This is a genomic window from Ruminococcus sp. NATIVEDY161 (genome assembly GCF_045819895.1).
Classification (GTDB): domain Bacteria; phylum Bacillota; class Clostridia; order Oscillospirales; family Acutalibacteraceae; genus Ruminococcoides.
In genome coordinates this window covers 1,805,558-1,824,460 of the sequence record NZ_CP162392.1, presented here as the reverse complement: position 1 = coordinate 1,824,460, position 18,903 = coordinate 1,805,558, and the positions used below count along the sequence as shown (strand labels likewise).

The following is an 18,903-nucleotide window of genomic DNA, read 5'->3' as shown; positions in this document are numbered from 1 at the left end:
ATTAACATTCCGAACGTGAACACAGAGTGAAAGTTACCGTAATTTTGGCAAATAAACTATAATAACTGTTGAAATTAATCCAAAACCAAAGTATAATATATAATTAGAACAAAGCCATCATTTTTGGGTATGAAAACTGCGTGGAAAGGCGTTGATTATATGAAAGTGCTGATTTTAACAGCATCTACCGGAGGCGGTCACAAGCGTGCCGCAGCCGCTATTAAGTCAAAAATTAATACCGTCAGCCCCGAAACCGAGGTCACTGTTATCGACGGTATGGAAGCCCTCGGAAGCTTTTACAACACCACGGTAACCAAGGGCTACCACATTATGGCGACAAAGGTTCCCGAATTTTACGGAACACTGTACAGGCTCACCGACGAGTACAAGCCTGTCGCAAAGGCGGTTATGAAGTCGAACGAGATGTACGCCGAAAAGCTTCTCGAGACCATAGAAGAGCAAAAGCCCGACATCATCATCATCTGCCATCCGTTCATCACAAATATGGTGTCTAAGCTAAAGGAAAAGGGTATGATTGACGTAAAGGCAATCAGCCTGATTACCGACTACGACTCGCACCGCACATATATGTCCGAGTACATCGACGCATTTGTTGTGGCTGAGCCGCAGATGGCGGATAAGCTTAAAACCGTCTATGAAATTCCCGAGGAAAAGATTTATCCGCTCGGAATTCCCACCTTTGACAGCTTTATTAAGCAACAGTCAAAGGAGGAGCTCCGCAAGCGCGAAAGGCTCAGTCCCGACGTTCCGACGGTTTTGCTTATGGCAGGCTCGTTCGGCGTTACCGGAGTGCTGAACTTTTATGAGCAGCTCGCAAAGAGGAGAGAAAAAATCCAGCTTATCGTCATAACCGGAAGAAACATCAAGCTTTTCGACAGCTTTGACAAGAAAATTCAAAAGCTGAGGTCGGGCAAAAGGACTAAGCTTTTGTACTTTGTCGACAACGTTGAGGACTATATGCACATGGCAGATTTGATTGTCACCAAGCCCGGCGGACTGACCGTCACCGAGAGTATCGCCTGCCACCTGCCGATGGCGATTTACAGCGCTTTCCCCGGTCAGGAGCAGGACAACGTTGATTTTCTGCTTGCGCAGAACGCCGCGATTTTGATTGATGAGGAACGCGGCGCGGAACAGATTATGGAGCTTTTGAAGTCTCCCGGAAGGCTGCAGGAGATGAAGGAAAACTGCAAGAGGCTCGCTTTCCCGAACGCGGCAGAGGATATTTTCAAGCTTGCTAAAAAGCTCAGCGGCAAAGAATAAGATATGAAAAAACAAATAATATCCGCGCTGATGTGCGCCGCCTTGCTTTCGACCGGACTGTGCGCCTGCTCAAGCTCCGACGGCTTTAACAAGGGCGAGGTTTTGTCGTCAAAATACACTCGCAGTAAGGACGCGGAAAAAACCTACAATTACCGCGACGGAGCGGCTGAGCCGCCCACCGCGTACAACTCTTACGCAAACTTAATAATGGGCTATGAGCTTAAGCTGTTCAGGAACTACGCCGCGCAAAGCGACGGCTCGTTCGTGTTATCGCCTGCTTCAAACGCCCTGTCGCTGTCGCTGATTGCGAACGGCGCAAAGGGCGATACACTGTCGGAAATCACCCTCGCGCTCGGCAACGATTTGTCGCTCGAAAACCTCAACACCTGCTCATCGTACTTCAAGAGCAGATTGGAAACCGTAGCCGAAGCCGAGAATAAAAAGACCGACGAATTAAGCGGCAAAAAAGCCGATACTTCGGCGTTTATGAGGTTTGACGACGCGCTGTTCATCAACAACAATACCGACGTCAAAACCGCGTTTTTGCAGGCAAACGCTGACTTCTACGCAGCTCAGGCGGTGAGGTTTGACTTTGCAGGCGACGCGAAATCGGAGCTTGACAAGCTGTTTAACTCGAACAAAGCCGCCGATGAAATTCCGCTCGACAAGGACGGCTCGCTCGTCTCGGCAGACAGCGTAAGCTTTTGCGACGGTTGGCTCGCTCAATACGGCGCGGACGATTTGTCGCAGGGCAAATTCGGCGGTAAGGACGCGGTGTTTATGAAGTCTACCGAAAGCTTCATTCACTCCGACGCGGCGCAGGGAATTATCAAATACACCGCCAAAAATCCGCTTAAGCTTGTCCTGATTATGCCGAACGAAAACGTCAAAATCGACGACTACATCAAGACCTTCGATACCGTTGAGTATATGAAGCTGCTCGAGAGCTTCAACGTGACCGCAAACGCGAACGCGAGCGTTCCGCAGTTTGATATTTCCGCGAAGGACAAGCCCGAAGCGATGGCTGAGGTTATGCAGAAAACAGGACTTTACACGCTGTTTTCCGATAAATCCGATTTCGGCAACCTCGCGCACACTAAGGGCGTAACGCTTGACGGAATGTACAGCCTGAACAACGGTTTCAGCCTGAGCAAAAACGGCGTTTCTACCGCCTCGGACAAGCCTGCAGACAGCGCCTTGGCGCAGGGCTCGGCGGTTAAGAACGGTGAAAAGAACGCCGAGCTTGTTTTCAACCGTCCGTTCATCTTTATGCTGATTGACAACGAGAGCAACATCCCGGTATACTCGGGCGTTTATATGAATTAAAAATCAAAACAATACAAAACATTGTAGGGGTCGCGTCTCGACCGACCCCTACTTTTTTATGCGAAAAAATTCAGTTTTCCGTAAGGCGGATTGCCACGGCTGTTATATCGTCGTCGCGGCTCTCTGCCCTGCGCTTGATTGCCTCCTCAACAACCGCCTGAGCAAGCTCCTGAGTGCTGCCCTTGTTCCACGTTTTTATCAGCTTTTCAAGCCACTTGTCATCGCCCGTAAGCGCTCCGTCCGAAACCATAACCACCATATCTCCGACCGTCAAATTTACCGCGTCCTCCGCGAATTTAATGTTGTTGAGTATTCCTGCCGGCAGCGAGGACATCTCCTTTTTGATTACCCTGCCGTTCTTTTTTATAAACGTCGCCGCTGCGCCTGCCTTTTTGAGCGTTACCGCGCCCGTGTAGAGGTCAATTCCTGCCAAATCTACCGTTGACAGGCTCTCGTCGTCGCTCTTAATCATCAGCGCCGAGTTGACGATTTGAAGCGAGCTGTCGGCGCTCAGTCCCGAGCGCAGCAGCCTGCCCATCACCGACGACGCCATATTTCCGTCTACCGCAGCTCTGCCGCCCGTGCCCATTCCGTCGCAGACAAGGGCGTAGGTGTTGCCGCGGCCGTCGTTGAAGTAGTCAATGCAGTCGCCGCAGAGCTTGCCGTTTCCGGCGATGTGCTGGTCTGTGCCGATTTCCACATCGTACTGCGGAAGCTCGCAGAGTGCGGCTAAAATCCTGCCGTTTTCCTCCGTGACCGAGGGCAAGTCGAACCTGCGCTGACAGCAGTGCGATACAATCCGCGAAAGCTGACCGCGCTTGAGGTTTTTGCCCTTCGCGCTCAAAATCAGCTCAACCCTCATTCTGCCGTTCTCGCCCTCAAGGCAGGAACATTCCAAAGGACAAGCGCCGAGGGTTGTGAGCTCGGCGATAATCCTCTCGGCGGCTTCGCTGTCGCTGTTCTTCACCGCCGAAAATTCCTTTGACAAATCGCTTAAAATATCGCTCACGCCTGCAAACTGCCCTGCCACAACTCCGCGGAGCTCTCCCACACGGCGCTCGGCTTCCTGCATTGACAGGAGCTTTTTGTAGTTCTCTGTCATACTATGCGCAATTTCGCTTTTCTTGCAGCAGTTTTTTATAAACGCTGTCTCGACCTCGTCCGCGGTCAGGCTGCCCTTGGAGCCGAGCAGCTCCTCAAGGCGGAAAAAGTCGTCCTTTGTAACTCCGCCGCGGTGCTCGTAGCAGTACATCCGCAGTCCGCAGCCCGAGCAGACCTCGGCGGCGGTATTCTCGCAAACCCACTCAAAGGTCGGTGAGTACATCTCCCCCATCTTTTTCGACACATTCTCAACGTCGTTTTTGACGTTGCGGATCGCGCTCGAGGTAAAGCCCAGCCGCGCGATTATATTTTTACGCAAGGCTTCACCGAGTGAAACGTCGCGTTCCTTGTTGAATATAGGGGCGATAAACCTGTCTACGCTCTTGGGCAAAAGAAGAAACACCGCCGCTCCGACAGCGCCCTCAATCAGCGTTGCGGAGCTCATTTTTTCTCCGCCGAAGGCAAGGCTCATCAGAAAATCCGCCGTGATAAATGACAGCGCCGTCGCGATTTTTCCGAGCGGCGAGAACAGTCCGGCAATCAGTCCGCCGAACGAATATCCGCCGCAGATAAAGCCCTGCTCAAACTGCGCGAGGCTGAACACCGCTCCCGTTGAAGCGCCGCTGACCGCTCCGCCGTTAACTCCGCCGTTTTTCGCGCAGAACATAACGGCGATGACCGCGATTATCCTGCCGAGCGATACGTTATCTATCGCGACCTGACCGAGCGACAAAATCAGCACGCAGGCGGTCATTACAACGCAGGCGGTCTCCTGCGCCGTGAACGCCGTCAGTCCGCGCCTGCCGTACGAAAGCCGGAAGGTGTACGAGATAAAGTACGCCGCAACCGCCGCCAACGCAGCTTCAATCAGGCTGCCCGTCAGTGTAGCCATAGTCCCTGCTCCGCCGAACGACAGGGCTATGCCCGTAGCCGCCGTTGGGATAAACGCGCAGAGCGGAGCGAAGAGCTTTGACGAGCTGATTTTTCCGATGTCGCTTAACAGCCACCTCGCGCAGCCGATTGCGATAATCACCGCGATGTAGCGAAAGCTGTCCGAGGGCTTTAGCAGAATGTACCCCAGCGCCGTGCCGAGCAGCGAGGGTATCAGCCTGCGCTTGGGCACCGAAGCGGCGTATGAGCTGCCGAACGGCGCCATATCGCCGAGCACCGCGCCGCGAGTAATGAGCGTTCCGCAGGCGAAGAACAGCACATTAAGCCCTGCGGTCTTGATAAAATCTGTCTGAGCGGCACGCGCGCGCCGCATTGTTTTTACATCCGTCATTTTGATACTTCCTTATGGGCAGCATTATGTGCCCTTGATTACTGTACCTCAATTATATTGCCTTTGCTGCGACGGATTTGTCGGTGTAAGGATGAAAATTTTTAGATTGTTTTATTGTAATATTGCGGCTTTTGGATTATAATGTACATAAAAAACCGAAAGGAATTTTATTATGATAATAATGTCGGTTGACTTGGGAAAAGCGAGAACAGGCGTGGCTGTGTGCGACAAAAGCGAGTTTTTGGCTTCTCCGCACACCGTTATTTTTGAAAAATCACCGAATAAGCTGTTGGAAAAAACCGCCCAAACCGCAAAGGAAGTGAATGCGGAGCTGATTGTCGTAGGACTTCCGAAGAATATGGACGGCAGCGAGGGTGAAAGCGCCCAAAACGCGAGAGCGTTCGCGGAAAAGCTCAGCGAGCTGACGGGAACCACAATCGTAATGCAGGACGAGCGCGGCACGACCGTGACCGCCCACAATTACCTCAACGCCACAAATACGCGCGGCAAAAAGCGCAAAAACGTGGTAGACGCCGTCGCTGCGGTAATTATTTTGCAGGATTTTTTGGACGGAAGGAAACGCGATAAAGCCTGATAAAACGCCTCGTCGCAACCAAAGGTTGCGCACATTGTAAAGCAAAATGTATGGCGCAATCGGAGCAGTTGCGTGTATAATGTGGTTAGAAAAAGGAGGTACAATTATGAATATTGAGACAGCAAACAGGCTTTTAAAATACAGAAAAGATAGCGGACTCAGTCAAGAGGAGCTTGCGGAGAAAATCGGCGTAAGCCGTCAGGCGGTATCTAAATGGGAGCGCTCCGAGGCGTCGCCCGATACCGATAACCTAATCCGCCTGGCTGAGCTTTACGGCATAAGCCTTGATGAACTTTTGACCGGCAAAAAGCCCGAAGCGGCGCAGGAAGAAAAACCTGAATCCGAGTCAGACGAGTCTGAACAGAAAGAAAGCCCCGATGACAGCAAAACGGAATTTGAACCCGATGAAAACACCACCTACTATAAATATGACAGGGTCTCATTTAAAAACGGAATCCACGTTGACGGCAAGGACGGCGACCGCGTTCACATCTCATTTAAGGACGGAGTTAACGTTTATGAAAAGCACGGCGATGAAGTACACGTCGGCTGGAACGGCGTGAACGTAAAGGAAAACGGAAAGCAGCGCGTTTATACCAACGAGAATGGCAACGTAATGGTTGACGAGGAGCTTAAAAACGCGCATCACTCAAACCCAACTCACAAAGCTCTTAATCTCTTTCCGTTCTGGGCAATCGCCCTAGCGGCGTTCCTTGCGTGGGGCTTCAGCGGACTTTACTTTGGCTGGGCACTTAGCTGGATTTGCTTCTTATCAATTCCGCTGTACTACTCGCTGGTTGACGCGATATTCAAGCGCAATCCCTCTCACTTCGCCTACCCAGTACTTGTCACTGCGGCATATGTTATTTTCGGTTATTTTAATATATGTGGCGGCTGGTCGGCAGGCTGGATTGTTTTCCTGACAATCCCTTTTTACTACATCATTTGCTCATTCATCAAAAAATTGAATACAGACTAAAGAAAACCACCCCAATTCACAGTTATGAATCGGGGTGAAATTATAAATCCTCATAGTGTCCCTTACAGGAAATAATCAGCACATTATGGTCGATGTCTATTCTGTATGATAACAGCGTTATAATCATCGCCTGTCGCGGACATTATGAATAGACAAGAAACACCCCGGCTCATTACGAACCGGGGTGTAATTTTGTGCAATTGATTATCAACAGACAGCGTTTGATTCAGCACAAGCTGTCCCGCGAAACGGCGGGTTCAGGCTGCGCGCAGAGCCAAAGTACGCGAACTGCCTGCCGGGGCAACCCGGCTCAGTTCCAGTTGAGGGTATCGCTGTAAACGTTGATATAATCCTGAGCCGAACGCTCCCAGCTGTTGTCGCTCATCATTGCGCGCCACATAAGCTGGTGCCAGCCTTGTTCGTCCTGAATTCCCCACAGAGCGCGGCGAACAGCGTGCTGCATATCCGCGGTGTAGTAATTCTTGAACGTAAAGCCGTTGCCGTAGTTGTCGGCAGAATCGAATACAGAGTCCTTAAGACCGCCAACCTCGCGAACTACGGGGATAGTGCCGTAGCGCAGAGCGATCATCTGAGCAAGACCGCAGGGCTCCTGAGCCGAAGGCATAAGGAAGATGTCGGCGCCTGAGTAAATCTTACGCGCAAGCTCGGGTACGAAGCCGTGACAGAAGATAAGTCTGCCGGGGTACTTAGCCTGCATATAGTTGAAGTAGTCCTCATACTCCTTGTCGCCCGAGCCGAGAATTACGAACTGCATATTCTCGGTGTTCATGAGCTCCTCAAGTCCCATGCGAACGAGGTCGAGACCCTTGTGAGATACAAGGCGTGTAACCATAGCAACAAGCGGAATACTCCAGTTAACCTCGAGGGTGAGTCTCTCCTGCAGAGCGCGTTTGCACTCGCCCTTGCCGCTCATATCCTCCTTGGTGTAGTTGCGGTAAATCTGGTAATCGGTCGCGGGATCGTAGCTTGCAAGGTCAATGCCGTTCTTGATACCGCAGAGCTTGTAGTGACGGAGATTGAGCTCGTCGTGAAGTCCCCAGCTGTACCACGGGTCTTTAATTTCAGCCGCGTAGCTCGGAGATACGGTCGAAACTCTTGTTGAGGTCTCGATAGCGCCCTTCATCATATTGAGCTTGCCGTTCATCTCGAGAATTTTAGTCTCGCTTGCAGGAATACCTACGCACTCGGTATTAACCTCCCAGCCGTACTCGCCCTGATACTGGATATTGTGGATTGTAAACAGGCTCTTGATGTTGTAGTACCACGGTCTGTGCGAATAGAACAGATAGTAGTATGTGGGAACAAGGGCAGTCTGCCAGTCGTTGGCGTGGATAATGTCGGGATGGAAGTCAATATAAGGCAGCATCTCAAGGATCGCGCGAGAGAAGAACGCAAATCTCTCGGCGTCGTCATAGTGACCGTAGAGCGTGCCGCGCTTAAAGTAATACTCGTTGTCGATAAAGTAGTAGGTGCAGTCGTTCCAGCGTGCCCAGAAAAGACCGCAGTACTGGTGACGCCAAGCAACGGGAACGGTAAAGTTTGTGATGAAGTTCATCTGGTTTTTGAGGTCCTGATTGATTGTGCCGTAAAGCGGAACAACAATTCTGCAATCCTGACCTTTTCTGCATAAGGTGTGCGGAAGGCTGCCCGCAACATCGGCAAGTCCGCCGCTGCCGCAGAATGGATTTGCCTCTGAAGCGCAGTATAATATTCTCATTTTATTTTCCTCCTAATCTCACTCTTGCAACGCTTGATTAAGCATTAAACAACAGATTTTTTGGCTATATAAATCGGGTACGAATCAAAGCCCATCAGCGAACGCTCGTCCTTAACGGTAACGTCCTTGTCGATGATAACATAGTTGAGCTTGGTGTCGTTGCCGATTTTTGTATCCTGCATAATAATGCAGTTTGAAAGCTTAGCACCCTTGCCTACATAAACGCCCTTGGAGATTACGCAGTTTTCAACCTCACCGTCGATAACGCAGCCCTGGGCGATAATTGAATTTTTAACCCTGCTGTCAAGACCGTAGCGCGACGGAGCGTCGTCCCTAACCTTAGTATAGATAGGACGCTTGGGGTTAAAGAGCGAATCGCGGACTTCCTTCTTCATCAAATCCATATTGAATTCGAAGTAAGAATTGATTGAGGAAATAACCGCGGTGTAGCCGGTGTTTTCAAAGGCGTAAACCTTGTATTTGTCAAGCACGCTCTGGATATGGCGCTTAGCGTCGAGCTGGTTAAGGCTCAGAGCGTTGCGAACCTCCTCCATAAGAACCGACTTTTTGATAAGCATTGAGCCGTAAACCTGGTTAACCTCCTGGTCACCGATTTCGGGAGTAATGCGAACCTGGGTAACCTTGCCGTCAGCGTCGGTCTCGACGGTGAGCGGACGAACGTACTCCTTGGGAACAACTCCGCGTCTGTAAACAAAGGTTACGTCGGCGTCGTGCTTTGAGTGGAAATCGAACAGAGCGTTGTAGTCGAAGTTCGAAACAACGTTGCCGGGTGAGAGCAGAACATACTCCTCGCGGCAGTGGTCGATATATCCGTGCATATTATATACTGTCTCAATTTCGTTGGAAAAATTCTTTCCGTCGTAGGGAGTGAGCAGGGTAAGATTGCTTCTTCTCTTAGAGAGGTCGTAAGCGCTGCCCGAGCCTACGTGGTCGGTGAGCGATAAAAAGTTGCTCTTTGCGATAATTCCGACGTTGTTGATACCGGAGTTTGACATATTCGATAGCACAAAGTCAATCAGTCTGTACTTTCCGCCGATGGGGATGCTGGCAACCGTACGGGAAGCCGAAAGCTCCGGAATTTTGTCGCTCATAGTGTCGGCAAAAACCAAACCAAGTACATCATTACTTCTCATTACCTGCAACCTCCTCGCTGTCAATCATTTCTTTTGCTTTAACAACCGCGCCTTCCGCGATTACGGTGTTCTCACCGATTACCGCGATGCCCCAGTTGTCACGGTCCTCGACCTCCTCAGGTCTCTGACCGATTTTTGCGTTTTTGCCGATAACGGTGTTCTCGGCAACAATCGCGAACTGAACGCTTGCTCCGTCCTCAATAACCGCGCCGGGCATAATGATTGAGGAATTAATGGTAGCGCCCTTGCCTACCGTAACGCCCGAGAAAAGAATAGAAAACTCGAGGTTACCCTCTACGTTACAGCCGTCAGCGATAAGTGAGTTCTGAATGTTCGCGTCGGGAGAAACATAGTGCGGCGGCATCATCGGATTGCGCGAATAAATGTCCTTAAGGTCAAGAGTTACCTTGGGATCGAGCAGGTCCATGTTAGCCTCCCAAAGGCTGTCGATGGTTCCTACGTCCTTCCAGTAGCCCTCAAACGGATAGGCGAACATCCTCTCGCCTGCGTTCAGCATAGCCGGAAGCACATCCTTGCCGAAGTCGTGGCTTGAAGTTTCAAGCTCTGCGTCCTCGGTAAGGTACTTTCTGAGCTCCTTCCAGCTGAAAATGTAAATACCCATAGAAGCGTTAGTGCTCTTGGGATGCTCGGGTTTTTCATCAAACTCATAGATTTCGCCGTCCTCATAGGTGTTGAGGATGCCGAAGCGCGAAGCCTCCTCCATCGGCACGTCGATAACCGCGATGGTGCAGGCAGCGTTCTTTTCCTTATGATACTCAAGCATTTTGTTGTAGTCCATCTTGTAGATGTGATCACCCGAGAGGATTACAACATAGTCGGGATCATAGCGCTCAATGTAGTTGATGTTCTGATAGATAGCGTTAGCAGTACCCGAATACCAGTCTGCGCCCTGAATTGCCTGATAAGGGCTGAGGCAGTTAACGCCCGAGTGCATTCCGTCCAGATCCCAAGGCTGGCCGTTACCAATGTACTCGTTAAGGATAAGCGGCTGGTACTGGGTAAGGATACCAACAGCTTCAATGCCCGAATTTACGCAGTTTGAAAGCGGAAAGTCGATAATACGGTACTTTCCTCCAAACGGAACAGCGGGCTTGGCAAGCTTCTTGGTCAGCACGCCCAGGCGCGAGCCTTGACCGCCGGCAAGCAGCATTGCGACTACTTCCTGTTTTGGGAACATTTGCATGCAAATACCTCCAATATTATAAATTTTTATTCTTTCTGTATTTATTCAGTGCCTTGTTGACCTTAAACCTGCCTGCATTTGAGGTAGATTACGCCCATTGGCGGCAAGGTCAGCGAAAGCCCCTGATTGCAGCCGTGAATTTTCATAAGAACAGGCTCAATACCCGTTCCGTTGCCAACTCCCGAACCGCCGAAATCGACGTCGTCGGAGTTGAAAACCTCGTCGTAAATGCCGAACCTCGGCACGCCGATAAAGTACTTTTCGTGCTTGACCGGTCTGAAATTGCACACCGCGATAATCTCGTTTCCGCTTTCGTCGGTGCGCTTAAACGCGATTACGCTGTTGGTGTAGTCGTCGTGGTGAATCCAGTCGAAGCCCTTCCAGATTGCGTCGCGCTCATAGAACGGCTTGTTGTCGACGTAAAACTTGTTGAGCGTTTTGAAGAACACCTGTAACTGGGCGTGGTTTTTGCTGTCGAGGAACTCCCAGTCGACAATTCCGTCAACATCCCACTCGTCGAGCTGACCGATTTCGGTGCCCATAAAGGTGAGCTTCTTGCCCGGGTGGGCGTACATATAGGTGATAAACGCCCTCAGCCCTGCAAGGCGGTCGCCGTCGTTGCCGGGCATTTTGCTTAAAATCGAGCCCTTGCCGGGAGAAACCTCGTCGTGAGATACCGGCAATACAAAGTGCTCGGAAAAAGCGTAGAAAAAGCTGAACGTGAGATTATCGTGATTGAACGGTCTCCACTGCGGATCGAGCGTCATATAGTTGAGCATATCGTTCATCCAGCCGCGGTTCCACTTGTAGTCAAAGCCGAGACCGCCGTCGACGATTTTATGCGTCAGCTTAGGCCACGAGGTGGTCTCCTCCGCGAACATCAAAGCGCCCTCACAGAACATATGAACCGCGGTGTTTAATCGCTTCACAAAGTCGATTGCCTCTAAGTTTTCCTTGCCGCCGAACTTGTTTGGCGACCACTCGCCCTTTTCCTTGCCGTAGTCGAGGTAGAGCATTGAGGACAACGCGCCGACGCGCAGACCGTCAATGTGGTAGGTCTTAATCCAAAATACCGCGCATGATACCAAAAAGCTGAGCACCTCGGGCTTGTTAAAGTCGAAAAGGCAGGTGTCCCACGACGGGCGTTCACCGAGCTTGGGATCCTCGCTCTCAAAGAGCGGAGTGCCGTCAAAGCGCTCCAGCGCGAAGCTGTCCTTGGGGAAGTTTGAGGGAACCCAGTCCATAATTACGCCGATATTCTCCTGATGGAGCCTGTCAATCAGGTACATCAAGTCCTCGGGAGTGCCGTAGCGCGAGGTCGCGGCGTAGTAGCCGGTCGTCTGAAAGCCCCAGCTCAAATCGTAGGGGTGCTCCATTAGCGGCATAAACTGAACGTGGGTGTAGTGCATTTCTTTCAGGTAGGCTGTGAGCTCATCCGCGAGCTGGCGGTAGGTGTAAAAGCTGCCGTCCTCGTTGCGCTTCCACGAGCCTGCGTGAACCTCATAAATGTTCATCGGGGCTTTGAGCGAGTCGGTAGTCCGCCTGTGCTCAAGCCACGCGCCGTCCTGCCATTCGTAGCCCGAAATGTCGTGAACGACAGACGCATTGTCGGGAAGCTTTTCCGCGTAAAAAGCGAAGGGATCGGACTTCATAATCTTTTCAAACCAAGGCGTTTCGATGCAGAACTTGTAGGACTCGCCCAAAAGCTCGCCCTCGATAAAGAGCTCCCAAACACCGTCGCCGGTTTTGCTCATATAGTCAGTGCCCTTGTTCCAGTTGTTAAAGCTGCCGACCACCGCAACACTCTGCGCGTTGGGCGCCCAAACCCTGAAAACAACGCCGTTTTTGCCGTCGCGGCTCTCAGTATGCGCTCCGAAATATTCATAAGCCGTAGCCGCGTCGCCGTCAAAGAAGCGTGCGGTCAGGCTGCGTTCATCATTGAAGCTGTAATTCATAAATCCAACTCCTATAGTAAAAATTGAATTTTACAAACAAATACATATATCTAATATATATCATACCAAAAAATTATGGTAATTTCAAGCAAATTCAAAAATTTTCAAACTAATTTTTAGTGTATTTTTTATAAAAAATAACCAAAAAAACAGTGCTATTATTTCATTTAGGAATAATAGTCCTGTGAACTCGCGTTATTTCGGTGAAAAAACCGTTTTTTCGACAGGAAAAAGCGGATTTAAATTGATAATAATTGTAGGGGCGAGCATCGCTCGCCCGCGGGCGGACACACGGGTGATTCCCCTATCAGGGGAAATGTCACGAAGTGACAAAAGGTAATTCCCTTTTTAAGGGAAATGTCGCGTAGCGACAAAAGGATTGCCGACGTGCTAAGGTTGCCGTTGTGCTAAGAACGCCCCTACGGTGTTAATAAAACGTTTCCGATAAGTTAATTAAGCTCTAAACTCTTAACTCTAAACTCTAAAAAAGGCGGTCACTGACCGCCTTTTTTGTTCTTATCTGTATCTTCTTCCGCCGCTGTGACGTGACGATGAGCTTCTCTTTTCTGCCTGCTTGGGCGCGGACTTTTTGTAGCCTGAGCCGCCTGAGCCGTAGCCGTCGTTGTAGTCGTCGTTTGAGCGGTACTGATTTGCGGATTTGCCGGGTGTTGAGCGGCTGATGTTGCCTGCCTTAATCTTTCTGCGCTTGATAATATTTGAAATTATCAGGTAGCCGAAGCCGACTACGCTGAGCGTAATGCAGGCGATACCCGCGATGATAATCCAGTGGCCGTTATCGGTCTTGCTGGTGTTTTTCTGAATGAACGCGAAGTCGTCCGCTCCGCCGCTGCTGTCGGTTTGGCCGCTGTTTTTGAGCAGCTTTGCGATATCTCCCCAGTCGTTTTTGGAGAGCTCCTTAACTTCGATTTTTTTATCGGTATCGTAAAGAGCCGCCGGAGGGGCTGTGCTCACGGGAGGCTGGTAGCTCTGACCGCCGCCGACATAAACATCGCTCTGGTTAGAGTAGCTGTTGCCGTCGCTGTCGTAGTAAACGCTGCTTCCGCTGTTTCCGTCGTTGTAGCTGCTCTCATACGAGGTCTGGCTGTCATATCCGCCGCCCTGACCGCCGTCGTCGTATGACGAAGCAGGGTCTTGCTCGGGAATATACGGAACGTCGGATGACTGCGACTCGCCGCCGCCCTGACCGGGATCCGGCTCAGGAACATAGGGAACATCGCTCTGGTCGCCGCCGCCCTGTGAACCCTGACTTTCGCTGCCCTGACCGGGATCGGCAGGCTGTGCGCCCGACTCGTTGTCAGCGTAAACGCTGAACATACAAACGCTTAGGCACATGAGCACTGAGCAAATTACCGCGATAATCTTTGAATATTTTTTCATACAAAATCACCTCTTAGCAAATGGCTTTGTTTTGAGTTTTGTATTGTTCTTCCCTGAAAATTTACTATTATTCCGCCTTGCTCTCGGCCGAGCTTTCCGAATTACTGCTCTCAGCCGCTGAGCTGTCGGAATCGCTGCTGCCGGCGTCAGCCGCTGTGGTGGGCTGTACCGCTACAAAGAACATCTTGGGATCGTACTTGTCAACCGCGGGGCTCTTCTCGTATTCGAGCTTTTCAACAAGCTGCTTGATATAAGCGTCAAAGTCGTCGGTCTTCATCTTGCTGAGAACGCTCGCGCGGTTGTCCGCAACCTGCTTTGCCGAGTCAGCCTTGATGTCCTTCTTATATACAACGTAAAGTGTAGCTGTTGTGTCCTGTCCGACGGTCACGAGCGAAGCCTTGCCTACTGCGAGCTTATCGTAAGCAGCCTTTACCTCGTCGCCTGCGGAGAAATCGTCCTTAAACTCAACGTTGTCCTTTGAGGGATTTTCGGTAACGTTGTTAGCCTTCATATACTCCTCAACAACATCAGCGTAACCCTTGCCGTCGTTGATCGAGTTAACGTAGCCTGTGAGCTCGTCGGTGATCTTCTTCTTTTCATCATCGGAGAGGGCTGTGCTTGAAGCCTGTCCGGTGGTGGTGTCGGTCGAGTCCGACTTATAGAGGGGTACGGAGAAGTATGAATAGTCAACGTAGTTGTCCTCAACAAACTTTGTGAGCTCGCTGTCGGAAACAGCCTGTGTGCCGCCCTCGGCATAGAGAGCCGCGAAGAGAGTGCTGTAATTTACCGAATAGTCGGCGGTAGCGTAAGCAAAGCTGTCGTATGATACGCCGTACTTTTCAAGCTCGTTCTTCATCGGAGAAATCTGACCGTACTGAGCGTAGGGACCTACCTCCCAGTAATTCTTTGACTTCTCTCTTGAAGAATCAAGCTGAGCCGAGTCGGGAGTAGCGCTTAAGTTTTTGAGCTCGTTTTCAACAGCGAGGTACTTAAGGCAGTTTTCCTCAGCCTCTTTCTTGATAAGGTCGCGCGCAACGCCCTTTTCGCCGTCATGAATTTCAATTTCCATATCAAGCCAGCTGTCCTTGGTGCTGTCGTAATCCTCAAGCTCCTTGGCTTTAGTCTCAGCCTCGCCGTAAGCAGCTCTGAGAGCGTAGATGTAAACGCCGATAGGAAGCTGTTTTTCACTTGTTTTGTAAGACCACTCGGGGCTGAAGCTGCAGCCTGCGGCAAAAATCGCGCTGAAGAGCATTACAACAGCCAAAAGCAGTGAACCTGTTTTGATTGCGGATCTCATATTTTTATACCATCCTTTAAGCCTAAATTCCCATTATCATATGGGTGCATACAATATGATTATACACAATTTTTTCGGCGATGTCTACATTTTATTAAAAATTTATCGAAAATCACCAATCATATTTTAAAAATCTTCTTCAAAACTCCGACCGGATCCGCTTCTTTGCCGCATTTTACCGACAAATACGGCTTTGTTCCGGCGCTGAGCATGGCTTTTCCGTTGAGCGCTATGAGCAAATCCGCTACGGCAGGCGACTTGATTTCCTTGACGTAGAGCAAAATTGCCGAGTCGTTTTGGCGGATTTCGTAAACGCCCATGGAGTACGCCTTGTTGCGGATAAGCGCGATGTCGATTAAGCCCTCGACCGACTCGGGCAGCTCTCCGAAGCGGTCTTTGAGCTCGGCGCGGACGTCAGATGCGTCGTCGGGATTGCGGATGTCCGCGATACGGCGGTAAACGTCGAGCCTGAGCGTAAGGCTCTCGACGTAATATTCGGGAATGTGCGCGTCAACCGAGATGTCGATAAGGCAATCGAGGTCCTTGGTCTTTTGCTCGTCGCCGCGCTCCTCGCCTACGGCTTCACCGAGGAGTTTTAAATACATATCGTAGCCGACGCTCTCCATATGACCGTGCTGCTGAGCGCCCATAATGTTGCCTGCGCCGCGCAGCTCGAGGTCGCGCATGGCGATTTTGAAGCCGCTGCCGAACTCGGTGAACTCCCTGATTGCGGCAAGGCGCTTTTGCTGAATGTCGGTGAGCACCTTGCTGCGCCTGAACGTAAAGTACGCATAGGCTCTGCGTGCGCTCCTGCCCACTCTGCCGCGCAGCTGATGGAGCTGTGAAAGTCCCATACAGTCAGCGTTTTCTATGATAAGCGTGTTCGCGTTGGGCAAGTCCACGCCTGTTTCGATGATTGTTGTGCAAACGAGAATGTCAATCTCCTGCTCAAGCATTTGCCGCCAGACCTCGGACAACTGCTGCTCGCTCATTTTTCCGTGGCCGATGGCGATTTTCGCCTCGGGAATTGCCTCGCGAATTCTCCGCGCGCAGCTCTCGATTGTCTCGACGTTGTTGTGAAGGTAGAACACCTGTCCTCCCCTTCTGAGCTCGCGCCTTACAGCTTCGTAAATAATCGCGTTGTCGTGCTCTAAAACGTAGGTCTGAACAGGCTGACGGTTGAGCGGCGCTTCCTCGATTACGCTCATATCGCGCAGTCCGCTCATAGCCATATTGAGCGTCCTCGGTATCGGGGTTGCCGAGAGCGTGAGCACATCGACGTTCTTTACAAGCTCCTTAAAGCGCTCCTTTTGTGCCACGCCGAACCGCTGTTCCTCGTCGATAATCGCGAGTCCCAAATCGCGGAAAACCACGTCCTTTTGCACAAGGCGGTGAGTGCCGATTACCATATCGACCTCGCCGCGCTTAAGCCGCTGTAAAATCTCCTTTTGCTGTTTGGGAGTGCGGAAGCGCGAGAGCAGCTCAACCCTTATAGGGTAGCCCTCAAAGCGCTTGGTGACTGTCTGGTAATGCTGCCACGCGAGAATTGTCGTCGGGCATAGCAGGGCGCACTGCTTGGAGTCGGAAACGCACTTGAACGCCGCACGCAGAGCGACCTCTGTCTTGCCGAAGCCCACGTCGCCGCAAAGGAGTCTGTCCATCGGCACACTGCGCTCCATATCGCGCTTGATCTCGTCAATGCAGATAATCTGATCGGGGGTTTCCTCGTACTCAAAGCCTGCCTCAAAGTCGCGCTGCCACTCGTTGTCGGAAGAAAAGGCATAACCCTTCGCCTTCATTCTCGCGGCATAAAGCGCGATTAGCTCCTTGGCGATGTCCTTGACCGAGGACTTTACCCTCGCCTTTGCCTTTTGCCACTCGGGAGAGCCGAGGCGGTTTAGCTTTACCCTCGAATTTTCGCGCGGTCCGATGTACTTTGCCACCATATCGAGCTGGGTTACGGGCACGTAAAGCACGTCGCCCTTGGCGTAGTCGATTTTGATGTAGTCCTTGGTAATTCCGTGGGTGTCGATTTTGCGGATTCCGCTGAAAATGCCTATTCCGTGGACGTTGTGAACGACGTAATCGCCCGGCGAAAGCTCTGAAAGGCTGTAAATTTCGTTGCCCTCTTTTTTGCGTTTTCTTCGCAGCTTTTCAGGGCGGTAGGCAGTTTGTCCGTAGCTTATGAGGAAGAATTTTTCGTTTGGAAGCTCAAAACCTGCACTTAAAGCTCCGCTCATAAGGTGAATTCTTTTGTCCGTTACGGTGCTGAGATTTTCCGAAAATTCAGCGTTATAGCCGTCGGTAATCAAGGTTTCGCACAGCTTTTTAGCCGCCTTTTCGGTGCCTGCCAAAACAACGCCCGAATAGCCCGAGGCGCAGAAGCCGTCGATGTCCTCACGGAGCTGTTTGTACGAGCCGTTCCACGCGCTGAGCTGCTTTGAGTTAAAGCTGACGACCTCGCCAAGCTTCAAATCTATACTGCCGTGGATGAAGTTTTCGAGCAAAATTACGCCGTGAGCCTCAAAAAGCTCCATACACTCGTTTAAGGTCAGCGTAAAGCGGTCAAAGCCGCGGCAGAGCACGCCGTCCTCAAAGCCCTGTTTTAGCGCTTCGGCGCTCTGAAAGTCCATCATCTTTCCGCGGTCGCGGACGTTTGAATACTCCGAAATAAAAATCAGCGAGTCGCGCTCGAAGTAATCGAACAGGCACTCGGGCTTGTCGTAGATTTGACCGATGAATTTGTCGGCGTTCGGAATAGCCGCGCCCGAGCGGATAAGCTCCGCCTCGGCGTACAGCTTTTCTCGCGCCTTTACTATATTTTTACCGCGCAAAAGGGACGCCTGATGTACAATCTTGTCCGCAAGCGCGTTTTTGTCCTCAATGATAATTTCCGCCGAGGGGGTAAGGCGGATTGTGCCTGCCTTTTCAAAACGGCGCTGGCTCTCGATGTCAAAGTAGCTTAAATCGGTGATTTCGTCGCCCCAAAATTCGGCGCGGACGGGGTACTTTGAGTCGGGCATAAAGAAGTCCAAAATTCCGCCCCTGAGCGAGAACTGGCCTTCGCCGTCAACCGCGTCAAAGCGCTCGTAGCCGAGCAGGGTTAAAGCCCTGACCGCCTTTTCGACAGAGATTTCCCTGCCCTGCTCAAACACCACCGAGGTGTCGAGCAAAACGCGCTTGGGCACGGTGAGCTGGGATGCTGCGTCAAGGCAGGCGATTACAACGTCGCACTCGCCCTCGCTGAGCCGCAAAAGCGCCTTTAAGCGCTGATGCTCGTACTCGCGCGAGCGGCTTTGCAGGTCGATGAAGTTGTAGTCGCGCACCGGATAGACAAGCGCCTTTAGCCCCATGCAGCAGAGGTCGTTGCACAGGGTTTGGGCTTCCTTTTCGTCGGAAGCTATGCACAGCGCCGGCGCTTGTTTTTGGCGGCACAGCGCGAATATTATGTTAGCCTTGTTGACGGCGGAAAGCCCTGCCGCACAGAGCGACCTGCCGTTTTTTATGCTCTTTTTCAGCGTGTCAAAAGGCGCGCTGCCCTTTAGCACGGAAGTCAAAAAATCCATTTTGTATGTCATAAATTACCTGAT

At 51.3% G+C, this 18,903-nt stretch carries 12 protein-coding genes; 4 read left to right on the top strand and 8 right to left on the bottom strand.

The genetic code is table 11. The features are described 5' to 3' along the window. Positions 1-159: 159 nt before the first annotated feature. A complete protein-coding gene (locus AB1I50_RS08730) occupies positions 160-1,284 on the top strand; it encodes an MGDG synthase family glycosyltransferase (RefSeq protein ID WP_407723661.1) in 1,125 nt (374 codons plus the stop codon). A 3-nt stretch (positions 1,285-1,287) separates the two neighbouring features. Then, entirely contained in the window at positions 1,288-2,610 is a 1,323-nt protein-coding gene (locus tag AB1I50_RS08725; protein ID WP_407723660.1) for a serpin family protein, read from the top strand. Positions 2,611-2,680: 70 nt separating this feature from the next. Here AB1I50_RS08725 and AB1I50_RS08720 read toward each other — a convergent pair whose 3' ends face one another. Next, positions 2,681-4,993, bottom strand: coding sequence for a SpoIIE family protein phosphatase (locus AB1I50_RS08720; protein WP_407723659.1), 2,313 nt, complete (start codon positions 4,991-4,993; stop codon positions 2,681-2,683). Between the two features lie 172 nt (positions 4,994-5,165). Between AB1I50_RS08720 and ruvX the strand changes: the two genes are divergently transcribed. Continuing rightward, positions 5,166-5,588 (top strand): Holliday junction resolvase RuvX, encoded by a 423-nt coding sequence (gene ruvX / locus AB1I50_RS08715; RefSeq protein WP_407723658.1) that lies wholly within the window; start codon positions 5,166-5,168, stop codon positions 5,586-5,588. 106 nt (positions 5,589-5,694) lie between these two features. Then, the gene (locus AB1I50_RS08710) at positions 5,695-6,567 is read left to right on the top strand and encodes a helix-turn-helix domain-containing protein (protein WP_407723657.1); all 873 of its coding nucleotides are present in this window, start codon (positions 5,695-5,697) and stop codon (positions 6,565-6,567) included. A gap of 310 nt (positions 6,568-6,877) precedes the next feature. On the opposite strand, the gene AB1I50_RS08705 is transcribed toward AB1I50_RS08710, so the two are convergent. The 7 genes from AB1I50_RS08705 to mfd all read right to left on the bottom strand — a co-directional run bounded on the left by AB1I50_RS08705 (position 6,878) and on the right by mfd (position 18,891). Further along, positions 6,878-8,305 (bottom strand): glycogen synthase, encoded by a 1,428-nt coding sequence (locus AB1I50_RS08705; RefSeq protein ID WP_407723656.1) that lies wholly within the window; start codon positions 8,303-8,305, stop codon positions 6,878-6,880. 44 nt (positions 8,306-8,349) lie between these two features. Beyond that, a complete protein-coding gene (gene glgD, locus AB1I50_RS08700; RefSeq protein WP_407723655.1) occupies positions 8,350-9,459 on the bottom strand; it encodes a glucose-1-phosphate adenylyltransferase subunit GlgD in 1,110 nt (369 codons plus the stop codon). Beyond that, complete coding sequence (locus AB1I50_RS08695) at positions 9,449-10,657, bottom strand: glucose-1-phosphate adenylyltransferase (protein ID WP_407723654.1); 1,209 nt, start codon at positions 10,655-10,657, stop codon at positions 9,449-9,451. Before AB1I50_RS08695 ends, glgD begins: the two co-directional genes overlap by 11 nt. A gap of 68 nt (positions 10,658-10,725) precedes the next feature. Continuing rightward, positions 10,726-12,618, bottom strand: coding sequence for a 1,4-alpha-glucan branching protein GlgB (glgB, locus tag AB1I50_RS08690; RefSeq protein ID WP_407723653.1), 1,893 nt, complete (start codon positions 12,616-12,618; stop codon positions 10,726-10,728). A gap of 516 nt (positions 12,619-13,134) precedes the next feature. Next, positions 13,135-14,016 carry a hypothetical protein gene (locus AB1I50_RS08685; protein WP_407723652.1) on the bottom strand — a complete coding sequence of 294 codons (882 nt, stop codon included), beginning with the start codon at positions 14,014-14,016 and terminating at the stop codon, positions 13,135-13,137. Positions 14,017-14,083: 67 nt separating this feature from the next. Continuing rightward, entirely contained in the window at positions 14,084-15,313 is a 1,230-nt protein-coding gene (locus tag AB1I50_RS08680) for a hypothetical protein (RefSeq protein ID WP_407723651.1), read from the bottom strand. A gap of 119 nt (positions 15,314-15,432) precedes the next feature. Continuing rightward, positions 15,433-18,891, bottom strand: coding sequence for a transcription-repair coupling factor (gene mfd / locus AB1I50_RS08675; protein WP_407723650.1), 3,459 nt, complete (start codon positions 18,889-18,891; stop codon positions 15,433-15,435). Between the last annotated feature and the right edge of the window lie 12 nt (positions 18,892-18,903).